This is a genomic window from Paenibacillus sp. CB74 (assembly GCF_055687625.1).
This window is the reverse complement of the sequence record NZ_CM146009.1, coordinates 3,230,402-3,256,977: the sequence shown is the minus strand read 5'-3', so window position 1 is coordinate 3,256,977 and position 26,576 is coordinate 3,230,402. Positions and strand designations below refer to the sequence as shown.

Genomic DNA, 26,576 nt, shown 5'->3' with positions numbered 1-26,576 from the left:
ATCGCAGGAGGAACAAGGCCATGAACGAAAACATACAAAACATACAAGTTGGATTCAAATGCCCGGATTGCCATCAGGATGTTCGAGTGGAATTTATAGATGAACAGGTCAGCACTGTTCGTTGCAAAGGTTGTGACAGAGCATATACCTTGTTGAAGCCAACCATTGGTGATGAGATTCTTCTGGATTGGGAACAGGAGGCATTGTATCACAAGCTGAGGGCAGAACGCTCTGAACTGGATAATCACAATATGTCCGCCTTAATTATCAAAGTTATCGAGCTGCTTACATGGCGTGATCGGGGAGATGGACAGACTCGCGCCATACAGACCGTGAGGGAATGGCTTGCTTCCAGTGGCAAACCCCAGACCTTGCTTGAATTGTTCTATCAATCTCCGCCACAACCTGAAAATAAACGTTTTGATCGTTGATAATTTACATACATTAGCCGTTCCTGTGGCATATTACCTGAAGGTGTTCGTGTATGCAAACGACTAACCGAATTTTCAGGAACAGGAGCGGATGGAATGAAGCGAATGGTTCTATATATATTGGTGGCACTGTTATCCATCAGTATGGTACCGGCACAGACTGAAGCATCACCGGTTACCGGAGCATATCACTTTGGCTTCAAAAAGAGTCAAAACGGTCAGCTGCCCTCCATTGATCAGGAAGGCTTCAAATCGATCTTACAACATAACGATGCCATTTTCCTGGGGGATACAAAGCAAAAGGAATTGTATCTCACGTTTGATAACGGGTATGAGAATGGATTCACGCCTGCCATACTGGATGTTTTGCGTACCAAGAAGGTGCCAGCTGCTTTCTTTGTAACAGGTCATTATCTGAAAGATCAGCCTGAGTTGGTCAAACGCATGGCGGCTGAAGGTCATATCGTCGGTAATCATTCATGGAGTCATCCGGATATGACCCGTATCTCCAATGAAAAGCTTAAAGTGGAACTGGAGAAGGTCAAATCAGAGGTGAATCGTCTGACAGGTCAACAAGCGACCTTTTTGCGCCCACCGCGCGGAATCTTTAACAATCGCACGCTTGCAGAGAGTCATGCTCAGGGTTATGTGAATGTGTTCTGGTCTGTTGCCTACAAAGATTGGGATACCAATGTGCAACGTGGTGCACAATATGCTCATCAAGAGGTATTGAAGCAACTTCATCCAGGGGCTGTCATTTTGCTTCACTCGGTATCCAAAGATAACACGGAAGCACTCGGCTCCATTATTGATGAGGCACGCAAGCAAGGATATGTGTTTAAAAGTCTGGATGATTTGCGAACCAAAAGTTATTGATTCACGTCACATAAAGAACAATGGACCCCATGTGGGTCATTCAAAAGTGTAGCAAAATATGAAAGGGCATCCTGAGCGATTAGGCTCGGAATGCCCTTTTTGGTTGTATCTTATATATCGTATGCCCAGTCCAAGTAGTGGATGTAACCATATACAGATCCAGAAGAAAGGATTGGATAATACGATACGATGGTGCGTGTAATACTATAAAACAGTGTTATAGATGATTCCAATTGTTTTCGGGCCGCAGTGACTGCATATTACACACCCAGCCGTGGTTAGTTCCACCCGGGCCCCCGTCTGTTCCTGCAAAGATTTCCGCAAGTCCAACGCATCCTCTTCGGCCATGGTGTGCACAACGATCAGCAGATCTGGATCGATCTGATCCTTCTGGCTAAGTGTATTATTTAGCATTTGTTCCAGCGCTTTCTCCCGTTTACCGCGCACTTTATAGGCAGGTGCCATCTTGCCATCCGTTACCCGGATGACAGGGCGAATCTTGAGCAGGCTGCCAATCAGGTTCTGCATGCCTGAACAGCGTCCGCCTTTATGCAGATACTCCAGGGTATCGATGACAAACTCGGTGCGTACATTTGGTTTCATCGCCTCAATCAGGTGTGTAATCTGATTCAGGTTTTGTCCTTGATCGGCAGCATATACAGCTTTCATCACCATCAGCGCAATTCCTGATGAGAGATTTTGTGAGTCAATAACCGAAATTCGACCTTCGGGGAACTCGGAACTCGCTAGTCGTGCATTTTGATAGGTAGAGGAAAGTTCAGAAGACAAGCTGATATATAGAATCTCATCCCCTTGATCTATGTAAGGTTGAAATGCCGTCATGAAATCAGCGGGGGAAGGTGCAGCCGTTTTGGGAAGACGCCCATCTTGGCTGACACGTTCATATAGCTGTTCAGGCTTGATCTCAGCACCATCTTTCAGTGATTCATCACCGAACACCACATATAAGGGGATAATGCCGATATCGTGCTGCTGGATCCATTCTGGAGCCAGATCACTTGTGCTGTCCGCAAAAATTTTGATTCGTGACATGTCAATCTCCTTTGAAAACAATGATTTTGGCAAAAAAATATAGATTATACTTATGTGTAGACCCATTCCTTTTAATTATAAGGAAACAAGGCGCTGATGCAAACCGTTACATCATGTTCATGCCTATCACAATAAGTGCAACGAATAACAGAATCATCATTCCATTTAATATGGTTCCAATTATGGCAAAGACTTTCTTTCGATTCTTGAGGACAAGACCAATAATTCCAAGGATGCCTCCGGCGAGGTTGAGAATCAGACCGACCAAAATGGCTAATGAAGCCAGAACCACTGCTGGATGTAAGGCTATCTCTTCTGCCTGCAACGGGGTGAGCACTCCGATGGACTCGTTTATAGCCATGGTGGCAATAAAGAATATCAGAATGTAACCCAAAATCGCAACCAATCCTATGACAAAGCTGGCGATACCAGGTCCGGAATGTTTCAGTGGTACAATCGGTTGTCTCTCATGATCTGGTGGGTATGGATCATAACTGTTGTTATTGTATGGATCTGTATGGCCAGGGTTCTGATCCGTATTGTTATAACCTGAATTATAGGAATCGCGATTATCCATAATTGTAACTTGCCTCCCTTAAACATCTTATGAGTGTTATTAACCTAATTGATGAGTAATTATTAGCTTGTTCCCATCTTTCCGGTACTGAAACACCAACTTTTTTGGACTTGCACTTAAAATACAACGATGACATACCTGTTTACTTTTCCATAAATAACGATAAAGATCAAGGATTTACGCTTGTTTCCTACAATTTATAGGGCGGAGATAGAATTGTTAAGTATAAACAGACATATGATCTTTGAAGTCTCGTCCCGACTGGCAAAGGAGGAGTGGATTCGCTACAATGATAGGAGTGAAGAGTAGTTGAAATAAGGGAGAGAACTTACATGCAACGAAGATGGATGATGCTTGGAGCTGTAATGACCATGCTATCGGTGGCGATCGGCGCATTTGGTGCTCATATGCTTAAGGATACGATTGGGCCGGCGGCCATAGCTACATATGAGACGGGTGTGCAATATCACATGATTCATGCATTGGGCTTGCTCATTATTGGCTTGACGGCTGGTCAGCTTGGGGCATCGACGAAACTAAAGTGGGCAGCACGTTTGTTGTTTATCGGGATTATCGTGTTCTCGGGTAGTTTGTATGTGCTTAGCATTTCTGGTATCAAGATTCTAGGAGCCATCACACCGATTGGTGGGATAGCCTTCATTGCTGGATGGTTGTTATTGGCATTAGATGTATGGCAACGAGGTAAGGATCGCTCCTGATCGGGTCGAAGGAATCTCGGAGAGTTCAATCCTACATGAACCATCGAACTAAAAAAGCAACTTGCGTTAGAATGTCCCGTCATTCTAACGCAAGTTGCTTTTTGTTTTATTCCGATGAAGTAGGTTACAGAAACTCATCGATTTCATTGGTTCGGAACGTATACACCTGTTTTTCATCGACATGGTATATGCTCACAATACTACTATCCCGATCAAAATTCAAAATGCGGCATGGAATGCTCTGATGTTTACCGTTCTTATTATTGACCACAATACGGGTAAGTCGATTCTCTTTAATGAGCGTGTCAATCCACGCATCAAACGAATTTCCTTCGGAAATATTGGATGTTTGAGTAGAGGTCTTTTTCTCAATAGCAGGTGTTTCTTGCTTGTTCTGTGTTTTGGCTGGAGCAGTTGAGGTAGGTGTCTGCGTAGAACCGGACGCCTTCTGTGCCGCGCTCACTTGTGATTTTTTACGTTCATTGTGAAGTGTGACGAAAGAGTCCTTCTTGGACTGGAGTGTCGCTTCAATAATTTTGCCTAGCTCTATGCCGGATTGAATCCGAAAGTCCGCAATTTGTTCCTCTTTGTTTATGAACTCCAACAGGGACTGCAGTGCCAATGCATTTGAGCGGCTCTTAATAAGTATATCGACATTAAATAAAAAGCCGATTTCCTCTTGATTGGATAAGGTTTCTTTCATTCATCCCAGCCCCGTTAAAAGATATGTCAGCTTAAAAAAACGCTTCAATCCACTATATCATTAAAAATGAATTTATCATAGTGCTAGAGAAGGGGAAATATGCCGATTTGAAATGAATCAAGACCCGGATTGCCCTTTAATTTCTCCCCATAATAGAACTAATATTCTTCTTTTTTCATCCCCTGATCATCCTGTTCACCTGCGTCAGTCGCGCGGGTCTACTCTATAATTTATTTAATCAGGACAGGAAGCAACAGGGGGAATCGGGAATGGGCAATGCATATCAGGATCGATTGAGATACGTTTATAAAATTACATCTTCCAGAATTAGAAAAGCGGATTATGATCTGCATCTTACTTATCAAGAAGCGACAGTTAATGGAGAAGTGGCATCTATAGGAAATCATCAAGTGTTTCGTTTCATAGATCGTATTCGAGGCTACATGGAAAGGGAACAGAATCTGGCTAGAATCAAGCTGGATATAGAGCAATTAAAAGTTTTGAAAACCAATGCCGAGCATAAAAGAACAATGAAGAAACGACATGAAGAACTGAAAAATCTGAAATTTGTCGATGATTACCTGCTGGTGGTCATTGAAAATAATAAAGACTACGATCGGCTGAATTCATCGAAAGCTTTCTCCATCAACGGTAAGAAATACAAGCGGCTATTGGCGACAACAGGTGGGGCCAAAAGTTCGACGGTCATCTATGTGAGTGAGGATATTCACCCGCTTTTGGAGAAAAGATTGAATAATGGCAGAGATCCCAATAAAGAACTGGTTCCTGCCAAACTGGAGGCATACAAGGCCTTGGCTTGTAGTACAAGCACGCCTGTATCACATCCTGAACGTGTGTTGGTTGTTCATGATTGTATAACCGAATTTGGAGCGGACATTATTCAGATTGATGATACCGAGACAGAGTACCCTCGCATTGAGCGCAGGAAAAATGAGTCTATTCAAATGAACATGAGTGACGGATTCGGTCTTATCTCTCCTGCACTTAGTGAACGATGGGCAATCGAACTGGGGCATGCATATATCCCGAGTGGATTTTGTATTCGTAATAGCTTCTGTAAAGGAATGGTATTTACATTTGATTATCACGAATTTGCAGATCAAGTTGCAGGCAAGTATATGGTGGACGATGCCTGGGGTAACCCTGTGGATATCCGAGAAGTAGATCTGATCCTCACAACGTCGATGCTCAAACTATGGAGCTCGTATAACAGTATTGATGATTACCTGTTATGTTGCGGTTATTATGGCTACACGTTCAGCGTTACGAAAGTTACACCCGGAGAATTAGAGGATGAGCGTCATTTAAACTATCAGTTCATTCAGTCGCTTCAATTGGATGATAACGAGATTGGTGAACTCATTCGTCCCACTATTGACTCGATTACAGATGTACTGGGCGAGGACCATCGCAAGGCACTGTTATTTCTCAAAGGAATACATATTCATGAGAATGACTACAGAAATAGTCCGGATGATTATATTAAAGGGCTGATGGTAGACCCGCGACTTATAGATGATCCTTTTGTGCGAAGCAAAATCCATACCTTAATACGCAAACGAATGAATGAAGCCAAGATCGGTGTGCTGAGAGTCAAAGGCAATTTTAGCATTATATCTGGCGATCCCTATACATTGAGTCAGAGCATATTTGGTATGCCTTTAACTGGACTGCTGAGTTCAGGTGAGTTTTACTCCAGCTATTGGAATGAGCGTCATGTTAATAGCGTGGCTTGCTTCAGAGCTCCAATGACTTGTCATAACAATATCAAGGTACTTCGTTTCAAGAATACGGATGAAATGCAACATTGGTATCGCTATATGAAGACGGTCACGATCTTGAATTCATGGGATACGACGACGCATTCTCTGAATGGTGCAGATATGGATAGTGATCAAGTCTTGACTACGGATAACGCAACGATTCTTGGAGCAATTCAGGAGCTTGATGCGATTGTATGTGTGCAGAAAACTTCAGCCCAAAAAATTCCGGATGAGAAGGATCTAATCCAGGCCAACAAAGACAGCTTTGGAGATCTGATCGGTTTTACAACCAATAAAATCACGTCGATGTTCGATGTATTAGCCAATTATGAGGAGCATAGTGCAGAATATCAGGAAATGATGTACCGAATTCAATGTGGTCAGCATTATCAGCAAAATGCCATTGACCAAGCCAAAGGGATTGAATGTAAAAAGATGCCGAAACACTGGTATGATATTCGCGCTGCGGTAACGGATGAGTCAGCCTTGAAAATGGTAGCGCATAAGAAGCCTTATTTTTTCATATATAATGACCCGGAGCAGAAAAAAGAATATACCACCTATGTAGAAAAAACGAGTCAGAAGTGTTTGCAGTTATTTGGCTTGACTGTTGATGAATTGTATTCGAAGAAGGAACTATCACCGAATCAGGAACAGTTCCTGGCACAGTATGAACAGAGAATGCCTGTATCCAAAGCACCTTCCGTGATGAACCGGTTATGCCTTCAAGTGGAAGAAGAGTTCAACAATTTAAAGTTGAAACAGACCGTAAGGCCGTTTGATCATACGATATTGATGAGTACCAAAAAATACTCCCAAGCTCGTTATAAAGAGATTCAACGATTATATCAGATGCATAACGAAGAACTACGTAGCTATATGACCAATTTACGCAAGAGTAAGGTGAGGAAGGAAGAAAGATCAGCCCGATGGCAGTTGTTTGTTTCCCGCTTTAAGGAGCAGGCGCTGGAGATCTGTAATAATGAAGAAGATCTGTGCAATATGATTGTGGACATGTGTTATCGAAATGCCGAGAAATCGAAGCAATTTGTATGGGATGTGTCGGGAGATCAGATTATTCGCAATCTGTTGCATAGCAATGATCGCATCATCCATTATCCGGTTAGAGACCCGGACGGCGATATTGAATATGCCGGGAGAACCTTTAAAATGACCCAAATGCATGTGAAGGAGCAGCGCCCTTGAAAATCATTCTGAATGAACGTCATCATGCCGAGCAGGCCATTGCACATGGGATCATGGATAAGAAGCCAACCAAAACGTTGGCATGTCTGGCCAAATATGAATTTGAACAAGGGAAAAGTGAGCATGAAGTTCATATGTCATTAAACCAATTTATGACCCAACACTATCCAGATTATAATGCTGTTCAATGGGATACGTATCTAACACGTGTTATCAAACAGACTGTAACCTGGATAAAAAAGAGAAAAGAAGAACAAAAGAGTGCAATAATTGAGATTAATAAAATTCCTGTAACAGATGCTGAACTCCAAAAGATCAAAGCATTAAAAAGCATACGATTAGAGAAATTAGCATTTGTAATGCTGGTATATAGCAAAATTAACAACCTTATCAATGAAAATAGTACGTATTGGGTTAATAACGTTTTGAAAGAAGTGTACAGTGACAGTCAAATGGCAGTTAGTAAAAAGGATCAAGGGCTGCTGGTGTATAAACTGATTCAACAGGGTTATCTCATAGGGAGCAAGCGAGTTGATTCTACAAATGTACAAGTGCAGTTTGCTTGTGAGAATGATACCATTGCTTTTTATTTGGAGCGTTTCGATGATTTTGTGTTAGAGTACCTACGATGGAAAGGCGAGAATATTAAGGTCTGTACCATCTGTGGAAAACGCATGTTGGCCAAGTCGAATCGAATGAAGTATTGTAAGGACTGCAAGAAAGCTGGATATCATCAAGGGGTCGTAGTTATCTTGAATTAGTCTGAATGAGCCGTTTCTGAAGCAAATCATGGTCGTATGGATCATGGTTTGCTTTTTTATTTTCTGGTCTGCTCTTCATTAGAATATAACCTCTAGGCCTGTCACACCAAGGGTTTCCACGTTTGTTCAAGAGAGTGTTTAGTGATAGTCAAGGTAAAAGACTCCCATGAAGGGACCTTTGCTGTCTATTTACCATTTATGTAGAAGGGGGACGTTAATTGGAAATGAATCCTAGTTGCTCTGTCAAAAGTTATTCTAAGCAGACACAAGTCAGAGCTGCTCCATTACTCAAAAAAGAAGGTGTTGTATGGTTCGATCCGCATTCATTCAATTAAGTAGCACGAGAGAAAAGATTATTGACAAGTTGCTGACGTCAAAGGATCTGATGAAGGCTGTTGCTTATGATACAGCGGACTATCTAGAACAATCCATTGTAGTAGATCCAAAACAATACATATACAAACGGATTTTCCCGCACCGGTGCATTCCCGGTGAAAATGAAGATGTACTGAAGACTGTAGTTTCTATTTCACTTGAGAATATTCTACCTGTTCAGCATCAGTATAAAGCAGGAATTCTATGTTTTAATGTGTATACGCATCGTCAGCTATGTCAGTCCAATAGTGATCTGTTACGCACGGATTATATTATCAGTAAAATTGATGAACTTTTCGCTAAGAATCAAGATTTAGGCTTGGGGCGATTGGAGTTTTATAAGATGGATGTTCTGGACATAAACGCTAACTACTATGGAGATAGCATTGCGTATCGCGTGCTGGATTTTGCTTGATGAATGTACAGTACATCAAATTAAGAACGCTGGCTAACAAACCCGTCGTATTTCAAGGTCTAAATATTTTTCCCAAGTCACTGGATGCAATCGTTGAAGAAGGATATGAGGACTTTAATGAAAAGCTAAATCTGGTCAGTCTTAGGATAGAGGATGTGTATCCATCCCTTTCACTGAAAGAGTATGATGGTACGCTGATTGAACTACTATTGTACAGCAGGAACGAAAGCTTGGTTTCTACTTATCTGAATGCTTTTCATTATTTTCTTGACGTTGCAATTCAATTCAATTATTCAGATTCATGTATTATGGCTGGTGACATCAGCTTGTCCTATTCTGATCTGGAACATATCATCAAAATTATTCAGATTCAACACTGTGTATTGACAAAGCAAGATGATGATTTCAATCCACTCAATGAGCGGGCAAGTGCATTACGAGAAAAGATGCTTGCACGAAAACGCAGAGTGCGTGAATTAAAAGAAAGTTCGTCATCAGAGGACGTTTTAACTTTTACCGATTTGATATCCATCTTGAGTTCTAACGCCAATGGAATCAACATTCTTAATGTATTTGATCTGAATTTCTTTCAATTCAATGATCAATTTAATCGCATGAAGCTATTAGATGATTATGAAGTTAACATCCAGGCTTTATTACATGGGGCGGATTCCAAAAGTATCAAGTTAAAACATTGGATTTCTCCATTAAATTAACAAGCAGATTTACTAATCAAATTAAACTATATAAAACTATCGGAGGTATTTTTTTATGAGCAGATATGGATCACGTGAAATTTTGGATGTAGTATTGAAAGATGTTAAGACTGGGGAACCGGTCGTTTATTTGGAAAGTTTGACGACATCGTCGATGGAGTTCGCTGGACAGACTGTATATGCACGTGGGGGAAAAGGGCATCCGAAGCTTATCGGCTGGGATTCCGAGAAGGATGTAACCATGACAATGGAAGATGCGTTGATCTCCAAAGAATCCCTCGCTGTTCTTACAGGATCTAAATTTGTAAAAGGCACAAAACCTGTGCATAAAAAAGAGGTTTTTGAAGTGAGTAAGACAGGAGAAATCAAACTTGGTCATGCCCCGCTTACATCCAAGTTGGCACATTTCTTCAAAACATCAAACGGATCATCTATGGATGCCAAGCTCACAGCCTCTCCTATTACAGGTAATACTGTGACATTTACAGAAGCCACTCTTAATGAGGGAGATAAAGTTATTGCCGATTATTACTATGCAGCACCAGATACTACGCAAAGTATGACGGTTGCTTCGGATGTGTTCCCAGGAACATATCTTCTTGAAGGCACGACGAATTGGAAGAATGAAGATGGCTTCGACGTGGAGGCTGTGTACACTATTCCTAAACTGAAAGTAATGCCTGGATTCTCGATTGGGATGGCATCAACGGGCGATCCGCAACCATTTACATTTACTTGTGAAGTGCTGAAGGATACTCATTCCAAAGCTATGGTTGTTATTGACGTACTGGAAGACTAAAATTCAGGTGCAAGGATGGGGCTGGACCAACCATTGGTTCAGCCCTTTTCTGTGTTTATCCGAAGTAGCTTGAGCATTTTACAGAATTATATCACCTCGTCATATGCTTAAATTGTTGCGTGTCTTCATTCATAATCATGCGGCTTTTTCTATGTTTCGCCTGATATCATTAATAATTTGCTCAAGTACAGAGCCGTAATATCAGGATTTCTCATTTTAATAGGACTATTAAATCAGAATCAGGAGTGATCATATTGACTACGACAAAAACAAAAAAATTAACGGCTGCAGCTTTAAGCACGCTAGATTCAAAAAACAATCAGCGTAAAACGATTTATGTAACAGACCAACAGTATGAAGTGCAGATTCATACCTTTTTTCGAAAATCGCTAATTGATAATGTGAACACCAATTATTTATCTCTAATCGATCAACTTAGACAGAAAACAGATGTTACGGATCAAGTCATCAAAGATACAGTTGGGTTATATAACACACTTCTTCTAAAAGAGTTCTCAGATCTTCCGATTCCTAAAAAGCTGGATGTGGAAAAACTCATCAAGGTAACCAATATGTTGCTAGATAACGGAATTATGGAAGAAGTACTAACACAGTTCCCAGATGTGGAACTAAGAAAGCTTGAAGATCAGTTCAAGGCATTACAAGAGAAAATGGCAGGGATGGTCTCCGAGTTGGCTGTGACACGTGCACAACAATTAACAGATGAGATTATTTAACTAAATACATCTATAAAAGGAGAATACTCATGTTAGTGTTTTTGAAAGCAAATCTGGAAAAACACATTGTATTCCTTCACCAGCTCAAGCTGGAAGCCAAGGAAAGCCGTATACGCACTCGGTTTAAAAAGTTATTGGTTGAACACTATCAGCAGTTTCATGAAGAAATGGAAGAGCTGAAAGATCAACACATGTTAAAGAATGAAGACGGCAGTTTTGTCATGAGAAACGGCAGTATGGTTCCACGAGATTCACTAACACTTCAAACAGAGCTGCAGGAGTTACTGGAAGAGCAAGTGATGATCGAGTCCACTGCTGAACGTATGCCAATGTTACAAGCGATGTACCGAATCCTGCAGAGTTGTTCATTGCAGTTGGAGGGAGAAACAGCGGATGTCTACGACCAACTGTGCGAACAGTTCGAACAATACGCAGAATAGGGGCAATTCATTGAATTGCTTCTTTATGTTATAAGAGGAGTGATTCATGAATGCAGAATGGACTGGATTTAAATATAAATATCAATCAAGTGATTACAGATTTGAATAAGGCTCTTCGAGAACTTTCAAATAAAATGAGCAAACTTGAGGTCAAAGTTGAGTTTGATCAAAGTTTTGTACAAGGAATGAACTCTTATGCAGAGGGCATGAACAGATTGAATCGTACCATGGTTCAGAATCAATTGATGATGCAGAGTTCGATAGATGAATATAAACGAATTCAGACAGCTCAAGAACGACAACGTAATATGACAGCTGCTGAAACAGCAGCTTATGACAAACAACGCAAATCCATTAAACGATTAGAACAAGAACTTGAAGGATATACACAGACTAAGATTAAAGCAAACAAGAATCAATTAGGTGAAATTACCGGTTACTCTAAAACATATAAAAATGATGCAGGTCAACTTCTCACAGTCAATACCAATAACGACGGTGAAATAAGAAATTACGATAAAGTGATGGAACGTGTAGGTCAACAACAACGTCTCCTTAATCAACAAAACCGCTTAAACCAGCAACGTGAAATCAATCTTAGTGAGGAACAAGCCACACGCAGAGCTTTGGAACAGCAAACAAGCCGAAACAACGAGTCCAAAGATCGAGCACATCAGCAAGCACTACAACAGAATGCAAAAATGGATACAAACCTGCGTAATTCCATCAAGGAAACAGAAGAAAAAATCGCTCAAGCAAGTCAAAAATACAGTTTGAATGGAACAGTATCCAATGGGTTAAGATCTCTAAGCAATGAAATGCTGATACTTAACTCATCCATGTCTACGGTTGGTTATAAAGCTTCTGCGGAGCATTTAGCTAGAGTCAATGAACAGCTTAAAGCAACTACACGCTCGTCTTCTGCAGCAGGTGGAGAAATCAAAACCTTGGGTGAAGTTATGCAAGGTGCCTCAACCATGGCTGGGGGATGGATGAGAAATGTAACCTCATTGATTCAGCCCATGGATGTATTAAGAAAAGCAGTTCAATCCATTATTCAAATGGATGGTCAGATGAATCAGTTAGGAAGGACAATAGGGAAGTCATTTAACGAAGAGCGAATGTTGGATGGTAGTATCCATATTGCTCAATCTACGGGTCGCAGTATCTCTGAGGTGAACGGGAATTTAATTGGTTTTGCCAACCAGGGGTTTAACGAGTCAGATACACTGAGTCTTGGGAAAGCTGCAAGTGTGCTTCAGAATATATCCAACTTGACGCCAGGTGATTCGGTTAATACGCTTACTGGTGCAATGGCTGCCTTTAACATTGAAGCTAATAAGAGTATGGGGGTTGCAGATAAGCTCAAGGAAGTTAGTGGGAACTACGGTGTATCAAGTAAGGATCTGGCATTATCCTTAACTTCAGCTGGTGCAGCAGCCAAATCCTTTGGAGTTTCGATTGAAAAGCTACTGGGAAATACAGCAGCGATTAGCAGTATTACTCGGGAAAGTGGAGATGTCGTCGGACGAGGACTGAAGTCGATATATACTAGAGTTGGCTCGGATGAACAATCTGCCGGGGCTCTACAATCCGTAGGGATCTCCAAAGCTGACAAAGATGTGATAACGGTACTGGATGAACTGGCGGGAAAATGGAATCAGTTAACGAAAGCTCAGCAACAAAATACGGCTTTTAGCTTGGCAGGACAAGATCAGACAACAACGTTTACTGCGTTGATGCAGAATTGGCAAACATCAGTGAATGCATCGGAATCAGCCCTTCATTCCCAAGGGGCGGCAATGAGAGATAATGAGCAATATATGGGATCACTCGGCGCACGAATTCAAAATATGCAGACTGCTTGGGAGTCGCTCACACTTGCGCTGGGTAACGCATTGGTATCAGACAGCATTATCACCATAACTTCACTTGTTACAGGATTACTGAACTGGATGGCCCAACTAAATAGCAGCTTTGCATTATTTGGTCTCTTAGGCATGGCCGTAGGTTTGTTAAGCGCCTCTTTACGAATTTTGGTAGTGGAGATTGCGAAGGCTGTTCTTGGTTTGATGGGAATTCCTGCTGCAACTATTGCAGCGAGTGCGGGTACCAAAGCGTTGAGCATGAGTCTTACTATATTAAAAAACTCTTTTAAGGCACTACTAGCTAGCACTGGTGTAGGGCTTGTGTTTGCGCTAATTGGTACCGGTTTAGAGTGGTTAATGAATAAGTTCTCTAACGCGACTCAAGCCACCGAGGATTTTGCTGATCAAACAGAAGCGTTGAATCAGAAGGTATACGATCTTAATGGTTTGAAATCATTGTCAATAGAGTATGAGGAACTCTCAAACCAGGCATCGCTTAATTATGAAGAAAAAACAAGGCTTGCTCGAATTGAGAGCGAATTGTCTACAAGATACGGAATTACAACTCAGTCACTTAACGGTCAGACTAAATCTCTGAGTGAGAATACAGAAGCAATTAAAGGGAAAATTGAACAACTAGAAACAGAAATTGAGAACGAAAGATTTAATGCTGAATTGGCATATAACAAACAGTCAAGGGATATTGAGGGAAGATTAGCTGGTAATAAAGAAAAAATTAACGAAAAAGAGAATTTAATAGAGACAATTGATGTTAACTACAATAAACAACTAAAGTTGTTGAAATATTATAATCAAATAGGACCAGAGAATTATAGTAAAGCTGATTACGATCAAACGGTGTACAATGTAGAATTTGGTGCCAATAAATTCGAAAGTGAGAAAGCGAAACTAGATCAACTAAACCAAGAGTTCCAAAAAGATATCAATATTAAATCTGATGCAATCAAAGGAGCTTATCAGAGCTACATAGATCTACAAGAAGCAGAAGGGACCGAGGTTAAGGCGTCAACTCGAAAGTTTGTTGATATATATGTTGAAATGGCAGCACAGAGTGAAGCTACGGCTTTTGCAATTAAAGACGATGCAAAAGAAATATTCAGTGCCCTCCAGAATCAAGAATTTAAAACACCCGAAGAAGCAATGACATTTCTACAGCAGTTGCCTAACGTTGGTGATATGACTATAGATACGTTAAATAAAGTTAATCAAGCAATCGCGGAGATTAATTTAGCACCTTTAGAGGAACCTATCAAGGTAAATACCGATTTAAGTAAATTCACCAGTGAGGTCAATAGTGTTACCTCAGAGATTGGCAAATTGAACTCTGTTATTCACGACCTATCCAAAGGGCAGTCTCTGTCAGCAGATGAGATGAATGCATTAATTCTGAAGTATCCCGAACTTGCCAAGCATGTGAAACAAACCAAAGACGGCTATACAATTGAGAAATCAGCCTTGGAAAACTTGAAGAAAACCAAGGTTGATTATTTCAAAACATTAGAATTGCTAGGTCAAAATGAGCTGATTAATAATAACCAAGTACTAGCAAGTAAACTGAAAGCTTGGGGAATTGAAATCAAAGCCATTACGACCGTTGCGGAACTAAATGCTGCACAAGCCCAAGTCAGGTTAAAGCTGGCTGCAGACGTTGAAGTTGAGGATTACACAGGATTAGGAACAGAAAATCAGGGGATGCGTAATAAATTTAATAAGGATATACAGAATCTTGCAGCCCCTTATGAAGAATTTTTAGTAACTGTACATAACACAAATGCCACTATGAGTGCGTTGACATCATCACTGGATTCTTTGGGCATTAGTAATGAGAAAAACGCGGAGTCCTCTGATAAGGCTGCAAACTCCGCCAAACAAGCCAATAACACGTATACAGAAACCACGGAGGTTCTGACCGAACTTCAGAAACAAATCCAAGGTGTGGATAAATCCTTGGATGATCTTCACAACAGACAAAAGAATATGGAAACCAGTTCAGCTGCATATCGAAAATCTTTGATGGAAGAAAATTCACTGATGGAGAAAAAGATAAACCTCCTGAAGAAAGGTGTTCAAAATCCTGAGAAGTTAATATCTACCAAGATAAAAACAACTAAGGAATCAGATGATATTGCTTCTGAGAACGTTCCTACTACAATGAAATCTTCAGGGAGTTACTCAGGTAAGTATGCAAACTACATTAACAAATATGCTGAGCAATACAATGTTGACCCAAAATTGATAGCGGCTATCATACAAACAGAGAGCGATTTTAAGCCAAATAAAAAGTCTCCAGCAGGGGCGGCAGGGTTAATGCAATTAATGCCTCCTACGGCTAAAGATCTTGGGGTGAAAGATAGTTTTGATCCTGAGCAGAATATCAAAGGGGGAACCAAGTACTTTAAGTTTCTCTTGGATAGATACAAAGGGAACGTTAAGCATGCTCTAGCTGCGTATAACGCGGGGTTTGGGAATGTTGATGAATGGATTAAAAATGGAAGTATGGATAAAATTCCATTTAAAGAGACCTATAATTACGTTCCAAAAGTATTAAATAACTATGACACCATTAAGGGAAATGCCCCTAAGGTCGCTGCCCCTTCAACAAAAAAAAGTGTCGGAAGTACATCTGAAATAATACCGGCAACGTCAGAAGAAAAGAAAAAGGCAGAAGAAGAAGTAATCAAGGAAATTAATGAACTCCAAAACTTACAAATCGATAATCGGCATAAGCTAATCGATTCCTGGGCTGAATATTACGAATTGGCAATCGATAAAGTACAGACAAAGATCGCAAAATCTACAAGTAAACAATCCATGTTATACAGTAATTCTGATGAATGGCGCAAAGAAGAACAGTCACAAATTAGTTATGTTGGTCAACAAATTAAATTGAGAGAGCAAGAGATAGCCAAGATTAAGCAACTGCTTAAAGATAAGAAAATAACTTCAGAAACGTATAATAAGCAAATTGCAGATCTGGAATCAAAGAACGTAGAGGATGAGTCTCAAATTTATGCTAAAAGAGAGAAAGTGATAGATTCATATATCGGGAGTTATAACGACAAGCTTTCGGAACAAGATCATCTAGTTTCTCTTTCCAATGCAAAATTGAATACCATGACGGAAGGATCTGCAGAATATAATAAGGAACTTGCAAGCCAGGTTCCTGTTCTACAAGAGAAGAACCGTATCACAGAAGCAGAGATTAAATATGTAGAACATTTGCTTTCAGGTGGCAAATTAAACGCTGATCAGACCGTTAAGTATACCAATACGCTGAAAGATTTAAACATTGCGCTAATTGACAACAATTCAGCTATGAGTGACGTAAATGAGCGATTAAAAGCCTTACGTGAGAATGCTGCAGACAAAATTATTGAAGATTTCAAAAAAGTCATTGAGCAGCAGCGCGACTTTGCTATCGATGCCATTGATGAGCAGCGGAAAGCTGAAGATGAACGTCATAAAGAGCGAAATAAACATCTGGATGATGAGCAGAAGAAGTTTGAAACGCACATTAATGCACGGCTAAAAGCACTGGATCGTGAAAATTCTTCTGTCGACTATGAGGAAGAGTTGACCAAAAAAAAGAATGAACGTCAGAAAATTGTGGACAAACTTAACGTTTTGTCTTTGGATAACTCCATGGAGGCTAAGGCAAAACGAAAAGATCTGACAGAGCAACTCTCAACCGTAGATGAAGAAATCGCTAAATACGAACGTGATCGTGAAAGAGAGCTTGTTAAGCAGGGGTTACAGGACCAACTTGACGATCATAAGAACTACACAGATAAACTCAAAGAAGAAGATAGCGATCTTCATGAGACAACGTTAGCTAATCTGGATGATGAGAAGAAGAAAACAGAACGTTATTACAAGGACATCCTTGAGAACCAGAAATATTTTTATGATTTGAAGCAAGGGTTGATGAGTAACGATGCTGCAGTCGTCAGTGCAAAATTAACCGAAATAGGCGACAGGTATAACGAATTATTTGCTAGCATTAAACAGCATGCATTTGAAACCTCTCAAGAAATGCAGAATATGACGTACAATTTTCAGCAATCGATGGAAGGCATAGGGAAATTTCAAGCAGGAGACTATTCATCATCCGATTCAGCATCGCAAGGGAACAACAATAGTGGATCAGCCAATGAATTTAAAATTCAAGGCACGATGGAAACAAGAAAAGCATGGACACATTATTTGAGTAATAAGAATCAGGCTGAAAAAATCCGAAAAGAAATGGCCTTGTATAATTCAGACTCATATAAATATCAGCAACTGGAAAAGGAATTCAAAAAGCTGCAAGAGGAGAACCAGGGATATCGGGAGAAATATAAATTCCCTGATAATAGCTTTGCGGAACTGGCTAAGCTAAATATATTTTCAGCGAATACTGGTGGTATGACTCCGTCATTTGCAGGAGGGAAATTCCTGCTTGCCCATGAGAAAGAGTTGATTCTGAATCAATCGGATACATCCAATATTCTGAAGATTGTAGATGTTGTTCGGGGGATCACAGATCGAATCAAAACCGGTCTTGATTTTAGTACATTTAAATTTTCTGAGAATAGAGTTGCCGGAAATACGGATAACCGAATTCAGATTGATAAAGTTGAAATTATGGCTAAGGATAACGATACCGGATTGAACTTGCTTGGCAAATTCGAAGAAGCGTTGAATAACAAATTAAAGTGGAGAACCATTTAGGGAAGGGCAGAAGCCCTTCCTTTTTATATTTGCAGAAAGGAGTGAAGCCATTGCCAGGTGTTATAGATTATCTTAGAAAACCTATACAGCCCCAATATTTTTTAGCAAAGCCGAATCGGGAGATCATTAGCAAAATGAGTGAGATTTGTCATGACTCCATGAGTGTACGCTTAAATGATGTTAGCGAGTTATCGTTCTCTATACCGTACCAACTGGATATTGCCCATGTCTTGCACAGAAACAAAAATGTAGATCTGATCAAAGAACGATATTTAATAAAAATGGTGCAAGGTACCAAGATAGAGTGGTTTACGGTAAATAGCCTAGGGGATGATCTGGGTGATGCGGACATGCTAAACGTCCGTTGTTACTCTCTAGCCAGGGAATTGTCAGACAAGCGTATCCATAGTTATCTTGCAGAATCGTATCATGCAGAACAAGTGTTGACGGAACTGCTGGCCAACACGCTTTGGAACATTGATTATCTGGATGCTGATTTTAAATTAAGTTACAGGACCTTCGATTTTTCATCTAACAGTGCGCTTGAGGCTGTATTCTCGGTAGCAGAGACATATAACGCGATTGTTCATTTTAATACAGAAAAACGACTAATCAGTATGACCAAGCCAGAACTAACTGGAATTAATCGAGGACTCACCGTGGGTTATGGGAAATTGTTAAAAAGCATGAATCGAGAGACAAGTGCTGAGGAAATGGTTACGAGATTATATGCCAGCGGCAGAGATGGTTTAGGGATTCAGAAAGTGAATCCTACAGGACAGAATTATATTGAAAATTTTGGCTACTGGTTGTATCCGTTTGAACGTGATTCTTCTCGTAAAGTCATTACCTCAAGTCTTTGGATGTCTGATGCACTATGCCATGCTTTACTTGATTACAATAACCTAGTTGAGTCTAACAAGGAGAAATTCAATCAGTATCTGGCTCAACTCCAACAGTATGAAAAGGATCTGATTCCATTACAGATTGATCTGAACAAGTTACAAAACGACGAGGCTGTTTTGGAAGAAGTGACACTTTCCCAACAGTTTGCGGATAAAATGTTTTTGGAAAAATATACTCATTCGGGCAACTCATCTCGAACGTTTAAACTTAATTCAGATTATGCATATGCTGTCATTATGCGACTTGAGCCTGCTGCTGGAGTATCCGTTTCAGTGGATGGAACATGGGTCAATGCAGTATCTGGGAAATGGACGATGCTAACCAGATCTAAGGGAACTGATTCGGTTACGGTAAGTTTAAACGGGGGTGCAGCAAGTTGCTTCATTCAGGTGAACACGATAAGCCTGGGTGAATACGAGACCTCTTCCAATGAAGCTACCATTGTGGATCGATATAGTTTGGATCAGAAAAAGAACCAGATATCCCTGAAAGAGGTCGAAATTTCAAACCTGAACAGCAAGATTATGGCGGTTAAGCAACAAATTACACAGCTACAGACCTTATTAACGGCTGAGAACAACTTTTCCTCAGAGCAACTACAGGAGCTCAACTACTTTGTTATTGAACGGGAATTTAATGAAGACAAGTACATTGATGAAAAGGATCTGTACGAGGCAGCTCTTGAAAAATTTAGGGAACTACAGGTACCTCAACTATCTGTGGATATAGATATCGTTAACTTTCTGGAAATTGTGGAGGAGCAGCTTAACTGGGATAAACTCAATCTTGGGGATTATGTCAATGTGAAATATGAATCAGTTGGTATTGGCGTGACCGCCCGTGTTAGTGAGATTCAATATAACTATGATTCGTCTTCCATTAGTCTGACATTGTCCAATATAAAAAATGTAAATGATGAATCTACCCGAATTGAGAGGTTTCTAAATGAGACCAAGAATACCTCAATCGCTGTTGACACCAATAAGACAAAATGGGGTCAAGCCGTTGTTGATTCATCTGATATGAGTAAGCTGTTTGACCGATTCTGGAATAAGGTTACGAATGAAATCAATATGTCCATTAACAATACAGTGGATATTAACAACAAGGGGATTACTATTACTGATCCGGATGATCCATTACGGTTTCTACGTTTGACAAACGGTGCACTTGGCCTGACACGATCAGGCGGGCTAAGATATGAAACGGCCATTACGGCAGATGGACTGATTGCTGAAATGGTGCTAGGCAAGATTATTCTGGGTCAGCGGGTTGTGATAGGCGATACAACAGGCGTGTTTACCATTGAGGGGTCCAGATTGATGATCGATGACCGTTGTGGACGTGAAGTTGTGAAGCTCGGATTGCTCTCGGAACAACCGGATCGTTTTGGATTTTTCCTGAACCGGTACGGTTCATCTAACTGTTATGATACGACCAAAGTTAATCGCGTTTCTATGACAGCGGATGAAGGATTCATTATCGAACGTTTTCGTAACGGGATTGCTGATAAAACATTCGGTACTTCGCTTGATGGAGATCTGTTTGTCAAAGCTGGCGTGGATGATCAGGTCTTTACCATAGATAAAAATGGTTTGGCTCTCGGGTCCAGTGTATGGGCGAGAGCTCCTTTTCATGCAGATTATTACGGCAATGTCTGGATGAATAAACTCTATGCGGATTCAGCAGAGATTCAAAACTCTTTGTTCAAAGATGGCCATATCGAAGGATCATCACTAACCTTGCGAGATGGGGCAGGTGTGATGAAGATGTTCCCATTGAAAGGATTCTGGGCTGGCGCAGAAGAGTTTGAAGATGCTATTGCATCCATTGCCATGGACGGTACTGCCAAATTCAAGAAGCTGAAGATAACGGATAATCAAAACACGCTGTTGATTGATTCGGAGCAACGTAAAATATTCATGAATCAATGGGACATTGTAGGTGCGGGAGCGATCGATGCAGAACTGATCGCTGCAACGATGGTTACGGCAGAGGATGGTTTTATAAGTTCAATCGTGTCTGGCAAAGTTTCGACTTTGACCCGCGCGGCAGTACAAGGATGGTCCAACTACATCAAGATTGAAGGGAAAGAGTTATCCTTTCTGACGAGTATGGTTCAGGCGGGAACGGGTACACATAAAGCGTTATCAGATGGGCGAAAGTTATACTGGCGTAATGCCAGTCAATCTGGTGAAATGACAACGGAAGTAACCAGCTGGCCAGTAATGGTCTATGGAATGACAGACAAGACCAAAATGAAGCTGTATTTTGAAGGAGATGGACAGACAGCCTATCCGATTATCAGTATGGGTGAGGGAGACGCAAGGCAATATGGCAAAGGTCTAATAACCAAACCCAACGGGTCCCTCGAACTGTTATATTCGGCACAATCCAATGGAAGAGGAAGAAGTCTGAAATTCATGGATGACAAAGTGATTATGGAGTCTGAATCCGGACCAGTTGAAGTAAGCGGTAAAGAAATTATTTTCAAAACAGAAGCCGGTTCAACCATTCATATGAAAAACGATGGTGATATTGAAATCAAAGCTAATCGCAATATTAAAATTAACGGCCAACGTATAGACCTGAATTAACAGAAGATATGGAAAGGAGGTGATTACGATAACCATTCGGGATGCCCTATATTTTTCGTATGCAGGCCAAAAATCTGTGGATTTTGGCATTATTAACGTCAATCTTAGCAGTGGTATGTTGGAAGAGAACTTTGCTCCTTCCCGGAGTATTGTGGAAGAGAAAATTAAGGGAAGGGATCAACCTTATTTTATGAGAACTGAGGTTGAACCGTTGCAATTCTCGGTCTCTTTTGCATTTGAAGAGAGTTGGGACTCAGACAAGATCAGGGAAGTGGCGAGATGGTTAACGCAGCATGACTATTATCAGGAATTAACATTTACTACGGAGGAAGGTTTGAATCCTGAAAGGATTTTTTATGCACTCGTAGTAGATGAGGCGACACTTATACACAATGGACTGAGACAAGGTTACATTACATTGACGTTCAGATGTGATTCGCCGTATGCCTACTCCCCGGTAATGACAACGCGAACGTATGAATGGAAAGACCGAACCTATGAGTGGAAACCGGCTTTTAAAACAGGTATAGATTCCAAGTCGGTGATTGTGAATTCAGAAGGTCATCTCACCCTAAATACGAAACGACCTAAATGGAGCGATTACCCCCAATACACTACATGGAGTGAACTGAACTGAATTCGGAAAGGAGAGAATTATGTCAACAAACACATCCAAGCTTCATTTAAAAATACCAGCATTCACAGATGAAATTGAGAACACCATTCGAGATTTGGGTGAAAACTTTCAAAAGTTGGACCAGATATCCGATGATTTTGTAACAGACATCCCTGTTAGTGGGGACTATCTGCAAAATGCGACACTACGTAATGCCAACTGCGTGTACGGCAGTTATTATGGCTGGGTAAACACACGTACTGGTAAAGCTGCTCCCGAGTGGGAGAGTGTACATTCTTACAAAAATGGAGATTACATCGTGCCAACGGTGGATAATGGTCATGTGTATCAATGCATCCAGTCTGGTTACTCCGGTTATCGGGAACCTGTTTTTCCAATATCAGAAGGGTCTGAATTTCAGGATATTCGGGCGACGAGTCAATGGGCTTCAACCACTTTGTATCAGAAAAATGATATGGTGGTGCCTACGATAGATAACGGCAGATACTACATATGCATCCAAGCGGGAGAGTCCGGTGATCAAGAGCCAACATGGACTACGATTGATGGAACAACAACGTATGACAAGAATGCAGTCTGGTCCACCCATCGAATCGCAAAATGGAAAGAAATCGGTTCAGCTGCCTGGTTTCGACCTTTTGGGAAGATTGAGTAGGTGTTTATATGGCTAATTGGTTGTCAGTAACACATCAGAAAGGTCATTTTGTATCTCCCTCAATTAAGATTCCTATTAAATCGGGAGGCGTGTTGAGTCGGGTAAATTGGGTTAGTGAAGTTAGTACGGAGAGTTCCAGAATTACCGTACAGACGAGACATTCAATGGATGGAATGGAATGGAGTTCTTGGGAAACATGCGTTAATGATGGAACTGTACCTGGACTGAATGAAGACACAGCGGTCGATCAGTATCATTTTATGTATCGTGTCTTGTTTGATACAAGTGACTTGAGCAAATCACCGAAATTGAAAGAAATCACTTTTTCGTTTGAGCCGGTTCTTGTGATTTTCAATAAAGGAGATCAGGTCTGTAATCCCGAAATCTGGATTCATAAGCAAGGGAATGGTGACTTTCAGATTGACAATCAGTCACAGCATGCTGAAGTATTTCGTTTCAAGAATCTGGTGCATGATGAGGAAGTGTATGTGGATAACGAGAGACAACATATAGAATCCTCTCTTCCCGTAACGTATAGGTATAAGGATTTCAACGATCAATTTCTAAGTTTGTCTGTTGGGAAAAATATTTTGCGTGTTCGTGGAGATGCACGAATTCAGTTCAGATATCAATTTAAATTGTTACAGTAGGAGGTTATATGACTGGAGTAGCTTATAACGGTTCAAGTGTAAGTCAGTCAAGTAAAAGTGGGCATGTAACATACGACATCGAAAATTGGATAGAACCTTTTTGTAGAGTTAGGGACGAAGAAACAGGTTCGTGCTTGGCCTGGGGAGGTGGAATTTGGACATCAGGTGGTAGTGGAAGCACCAATGCAGTCATAACCTCATCGGGGACAGTATCCAACTCCACGGTATATGTTAACGGACGGGCAGTTACATGTTTGAACGATCCTTCTCCAGATACATGGACGGCAAGTCCTGCTGTACCGACGAGTAATGGTTCAACAAGATATATGAACATACGACCCTCCACATCGGGCAGTGGACAGGGAAGAGTTGCATCAGGGAGTACGACCGTATTTGCAGGTGCTAAAGCCATTGGCAGTGTCAATTCAACAGTTACCACATCATTGGGGACTTCGGCCCGGATCACGACTGGAAGCAGCAACGTGTATACAAACTGAGTATAAGCGAAAGGAGGTGAACTATTGTCAAATTTACATACACATATGCAGTATAATGACCCTCTCACAATTATTGCTCGCAAGGGGGACGCTGTAGATCCATTTGTGGATCGGACAGATTCGTTACCTGTCATAAACAGCCTGATCACTTTACTTGAAATCCCTTCATCGACCGATAAGGTGGTTATTAGTGGATTTGTTGAAATTGACCAACATGTCTATGAGAAAAAACAGAAGTTGGCAGAGAATGAGTTTCTCGTTCATTATGGCATGGGTACCATTCAATTTCACCCTTCTCAAGAAGGGAGGGTTCATCTATGTCGCTACAAAGGTAGAGGACTCATTATGTATCCTGCTTCACGAATCTATGCAATGATTACACGTAATCCAGATGTTATCAAAACATTGCAAGATTTTATAGAAGAATCACAGCGTAAGCTGGACGAGACGCAACTCGCGATGGAACGAGTAGAAGAAGTCATTCAGCAGTCCATAGACCAGACAGAGCAAGCGCGGCACGCTACGGATCATGCCAACCAAGCAGCAGATGAAGCGCTAGAAGCTGCTAATCGAGCCAAAGATGCCTATAAAACAACTCGACTCGTGTATAAAAGTCCGGTATCGGATCTTCGTGAATTACGGGACACCTACCCTTTTCCTGAGACAGGATGGACGGTCCAAACCTACAAGGACGGCAAAAGATATCGTTATGATGGGAACAGCTGGATTGAGATTGATGTGTTTGGCCAGAATTTGCAGGTGGTTAATCCATATAAGGATGGCTTAATGAGCGTAGCGGAGCATTTGAAGTTAAACGAAATTCCACTGGAAGTCCAAGACCGCGTAATTGTATTCTGCAAAGAGTCTTATGTTTTTCAGGAAGTCATAGGGGTAGTAGCTCCTTTCCCATTCCATGGAGAGATCCTGGATGTGAAGGGTTTTTGTGGTGTCTATGGAGAAACAGAGACGGAGATCAGAATTGAGAAATCCAGAGATCTGATCCACTGGGTGGATATTATGGAATCTCCATTGGAGTTTAATGCACTAGCTCATGTTGACAACAAAAAGGCAAAGTTTAGTAACAAACAAGTTTCGGCAGGGGATTTATTTCGGATTCAAATTATCAAAGCAGGACTTGATATTCAACATCTTACAATTCAATTAACGATAAGAACATAAAAAAAGGAGATTGATTATAATGACACAACCAATTATTACATGGATGGACGCAACACACAGCAAGGAGATTGTAGGACCGTTTGATTATGGTGTTATTGATGCAGATACCAAAAGTGAAATTCGTATTTTTAATGTATGGAATAACAGAGGTGGTGCGACGGATGTGTCCAAAATGGAGGATTGTACCTTTACAACACGAGATAATGACGGGGGCACTGGTGATACGGTTAAACATGATATCGAAGCTGTTAAAAACAACTGGTTTCATGTGCAAGTGGACTCACTTGGGGAGAATGATCTGGATGAAGAGAGCTCTCGTGTAGGCAAGGATTTTTCGAAGCCTATTGGAACTACAGGCAAAACTACGGTGGATTATTCAGGAACACCTTATGCAACACCGCTAGTACCGGGTGCAAAAGAGATTTTGGGAGTTAATAATAATGGGAATCCAGAAGATGCTGCAGGTAACTATGTAACACTGTCAATTCAATGCGAAGTACCCTTGAATGCACGTAGCGGTAAACAAGAGTTCAAGAAACGTATCTCCTATCGTTATGTTTAATAAAAGTTAATGATGCAGACAGGCTATTATAGCCTGTCTTTTTATTTATCTATGAGGAGGAAAAACTGTGATTTTAGGTCAGAAACAGTACTCTCGTTCACCTGTTTCTCAAGCTTATATATGGATTGCCGATTATTATGATGGAACGTATCTGAGTGAGTATGATCTTCAGGCGCAACATGCTAACCGCTTTTATGACATCAACAAAGAGAAGTTGGTGTTATTCGGATTGATGGGCCAAGGATCCCAAGTTTATTACAATGTTGCCAATGGTGTCTTCCACATTAATGCTGATCGTTACTCCATATCTTATGAATGTGAGGAGAAGGAGTACCCTTTAACCGGGAGAACGTTTGTGTACAATGACATCATTCAATTCAAAAATGGGTCCTCAGAAGCGAATATGGCTGGATTTTCAGGGCAAGCAGGGGCTTTCAGAAATACGATTGAATGTTTTAACTTTGGTTACAAAAAAACAATGAATCTGAATGATGCACAAATTAATTTTCAATGTGTATGTTCCTTGCCTTTAAAGGAATCCGTATTCTTTCAAATAAAAATTTCTTCTAACCTGGACTTGCCTGGGCAACTCGTTATTCGTAAAAACGGGTTGGTCGTAGACCGAATCATAGCCCCGCTGAAGGCAAATCATGCAGGAATTATAAACTGGGACATTCGTTGAGCATGATTTTGATATGAGAT

General features: G+C 40.8%; 22 protein-coding genes. 19 read left to right on the top strand and 3 right to left on the bottom strand.

The genetic code is table 11. The features are described 5' to 3' along the window. The first annotated feature begins 20 nt into the window (after positions 1-20). Together ACX9NY_RS14340 and pdaA are read left to right on the top strand one after the other, a co-directional pair. A complete protein-coding gene (locus ACX9NY_RS14340) occupies positions 21-431 on the top strand; it encodes a hypothetical protein (RefSeq protein ID WP_339240925.1) in 411 nt (136 codons plus the stop codon). A 96-nt stretch (positions 432-527) separates the two neighbouring features. Then, positions 528-1,307 carry a delta-lactam-biosynthetic de-N-acetylase gene (gene pdaA / locus ACX9NY_RS14335; RefSeq protein ID WP_339240926.1) on the top strand — a complete coding sequence of 260 codons (780 nt, stop codon included), beginning with the start codon at positions 528-530 and terminating at the stop codon, positions 1,305-1,307. A gap of 204 nt (positions 1,308-1,511) precedes the next feature. On the opposite strand, the gene ACX9NY_RS14330 is transcribed toward pdaA, so the two are convergent. After that, entirely contained in the window at positions 1,512-2,360 is an 849-nt protein-coding gene (locus ACX9NY_RS14330; RefSeq protein WP_472479028.1) for a DegV family protein, read from the bottom strand. 106 nt (positions 2,361-2,466) lie between these two features. Continuing rightward, positions 2,467-2,937: a hypothetical protein gene (locus ACX9NY_RS14325; protein WP_472479026.1), complete on the bottom strand. Its 471-nt coding sequence runs from the start codon at positions 2,935-2,937 to the stop codon at positions 2,467-2,469. A gap of 332 nt (positions 2,938-3,269) precedes the next feature. Here ACX9NY_RS14325 and ACX9NY_RS14320 point away from each other — a divergent pair, with 332 nt between their 5' ends. Continuing rightward, entirely contained in the window at positions 3,270-3,656 is a 387-nt protein-coding gene (locus tag ACX9NY_RS14320; protein ID WP_472479024.1) for a DUF423 domain-containing protein, read from the top strand. Between the two features lie 124 nt (positions 3,657-3,780). Here ACX9NY_RS14320 and ACX9NY_RS14315 read toward each other — a convergent pair whose 3' ends face one another. Then, positions 3,781-4,359: a hypothetical protein gene (locus ACX9NY_RS14315; protein WP_472479022.1), complete on the bottom strand. Its 579-nt coding sequence runs from the start codon at positions 4,357-4,359 to the stop codon at positions 3,781-3,783. A 269-nt stretch (positions 4,360-4,628) separates the two neighbouring features. Between ACX9NY_RS14315 and ACX9NY_RS14310 the strand changes: the two genes are divergently transcribed. From ACX9NY_RS14310 to ACX9NY_RS14235, 16 genes are all read left to right on the top strand, one after another. Next, positions 4,629-7,349 (top strand): hypothetical protein, encoded by a 2,721-nt coding sequence (locus ACX9NY_RS14310; RefSeq protein ID WP_472479020.1) that lies wholly within the window; start codon positions 4,629-4,631, stop codon positions 7,347-7,349. Next, positions 7,346-8,110 (top strand): hypothetical protein, encoded by a 765-nt coding sequence (locus ACX9NY_RS14305; protein ID WP_472479018.1) that lies wholly within the window; start codon positions 7,346-7,348, stop codon positions 8,108-8,110. Before ACX9NY_RS14310 ends, ACX9NY_RS14305 begins: the two co-directional genes overlap by 4 nt. 307 nt (positions 8,111-8,417) lie before the next feature. Continuing rightward, entirely contained in the window at positions 8,418-8,900 is a 483-nt protein-coding gene (locus ACX9NY_RS14300) for a hypothetical protein (RefSeq protein ID WP_472479016.1), read from the top strand. Then, entirely contained in the window at positions 8,900-9,616 is a 717-nt protein-coding gene (locus tag ACX9NY_RS14295) for a hypothetical protein (RefSeq protein WP_472479014.1), read from the top strand. The genes ACX9NY_RS14300 and ACX9NY_RS14295 overlap by 1 nt, the downstream gene beginning before the upstream one ends. 55 nt (positions 9,617-9,671) lie before the next feature. Next, positions 9,672-10,415 (top strand): hypothetical protein, encoded by a 744-nt coding sequence (locus ACX9NY_RS14290; protein ID WP_472479012.1) that lies wholly within the window; start codon positions 9,672-9,674, stop codon positions 10,413-10,415. Positions 10,416-10,669: 254 nt separating this feature from the next. After that, positions 10,670-11,152, top strand: a complete 483-nt coding sequence (locus ACX9NY_RS14285; RefSeq protein WP_472479010.1) for a hypothetical protein — start codon at positions 10,670-10,672, stop codon at positions 11,150-11,152. A 29-nt stretch (positions 11,153-11,181) separates the two neighbouring features. Further along, complete coding sequence (locus ACX9NY_RS14280; protein WP_472479008.1) at positions 11,182-11,592, top strand: hypothetical protein; 411 nt, start codon at positions 11,182-11,184, stop codon at positions 11,590-11,592. A 50-nt stretch (positions 11,593-11,642) separates the two neighbouring features. Continuing rightward, positions 11,643-18,191 carry a phage tail tape measure protein gene (locus ACX9NY_RS14275; protein WP_472479006.1) on the top strand — a complete coding sequence of 2,183 codons (6,549 nt, stop codon included), beginning with the start codon at positions 11,643-11,645 and terminating at the stop codon, positions 18,189-18,191. Positions 18,192-18,232: 41 nt separating this feature from the next. Next, the gene (locus ACX9NY_RS14270) at positions 18,233-21,694 is read left to right on the top strand and encodes a phage tail spike protein (protein WP_472479004.1); all 3,462 of its coding nucleotides are present in this window, start codon (positions 18,233-18,235) and stop codon (positions 21,692-21,694) included. Positions 21,695-21,713: 19 nt separating this feature from the next. After that, on the top strand, positions 21,714-22,331 hold the full coding sequence (locus tag ACX9NY_RS14265) for a distal tail protein Dit (protein ID WP_472479002.1): 618 nt from the start codon (positions 21,714-21,716) through the stop codon (positions 22,329-22,331). 19 nt (positions 22,332-22,350) lie between these two features. Continuing rightward, positions 22,351-22,986, top strand: a complete 636-nt coding sequence (locus ACX9NY_RS14260) for a hypothetical protein (RefSeq protein WP_472479000.1) — start codon at positions 22,351-22,353, stop codon at positions 22,984-22,986. A gap of 89 nt (positions 22,987-23,075) precedes the next feature. Further along, a complete protein-coding gene (locus ACX9NY_RS14255) occupies positions 23,076-23,636 on the top strand; it encodes a hypothetical protein (RefSeq protein WP_472479298.1) in 561 nt (186 codons plus the stop codon). Positions 23,637-23,644: 8 nt separating this feature from the next. After that, positions 23,645-24,133, top strand: coding sequence for a hypothetical protein (locus ACX9NY_RS14250; RefSeq protein ID WP_472478998.1), 489 nt, complete (start codon positions 23,645-23,647; stop codon positions 24,131-24,133). A 24-nt stretch (positions 24,134-24,157) separates the two neighbouring features. Beyond that, positions 24,158-25,312 (top strand): hypothetical protein, encoded by a 1,155-nt coding sequence (locus ACX9NY_RS14245; RefSeq protein WP_472478996.1) that lies wholly within the window; start codon positions 24,158-24,160, stop codon positions 25,310-25,312. 19 nt (positions 25,313-25,331) lie between these two features. Then, positions 25,332-25,874, top strand: a complete 543-nt coding sequence (locus ACX9NY_RS14240) for a hypothetical protein (protein ID WP_472478994.1) — start codon at positions 25,332-25,334, stop codon at positions 25,872-25,874. Between the two features lie 67 nt (positions 25,875-25,941). After that, on the top strand, positions 25,942-26,556 hold the full coding sequence (locus ACX9NY_RS14235) for a hypothetical protein (RefSeq protein ID WP_472478992.1): 615 nt from the start codon (positions 25,942-25,944) through the stop codon (positions 26,554-26,556). The last annotated feature ends 20 nt before the right edge of the window (positions 26,557-26,576 follow it).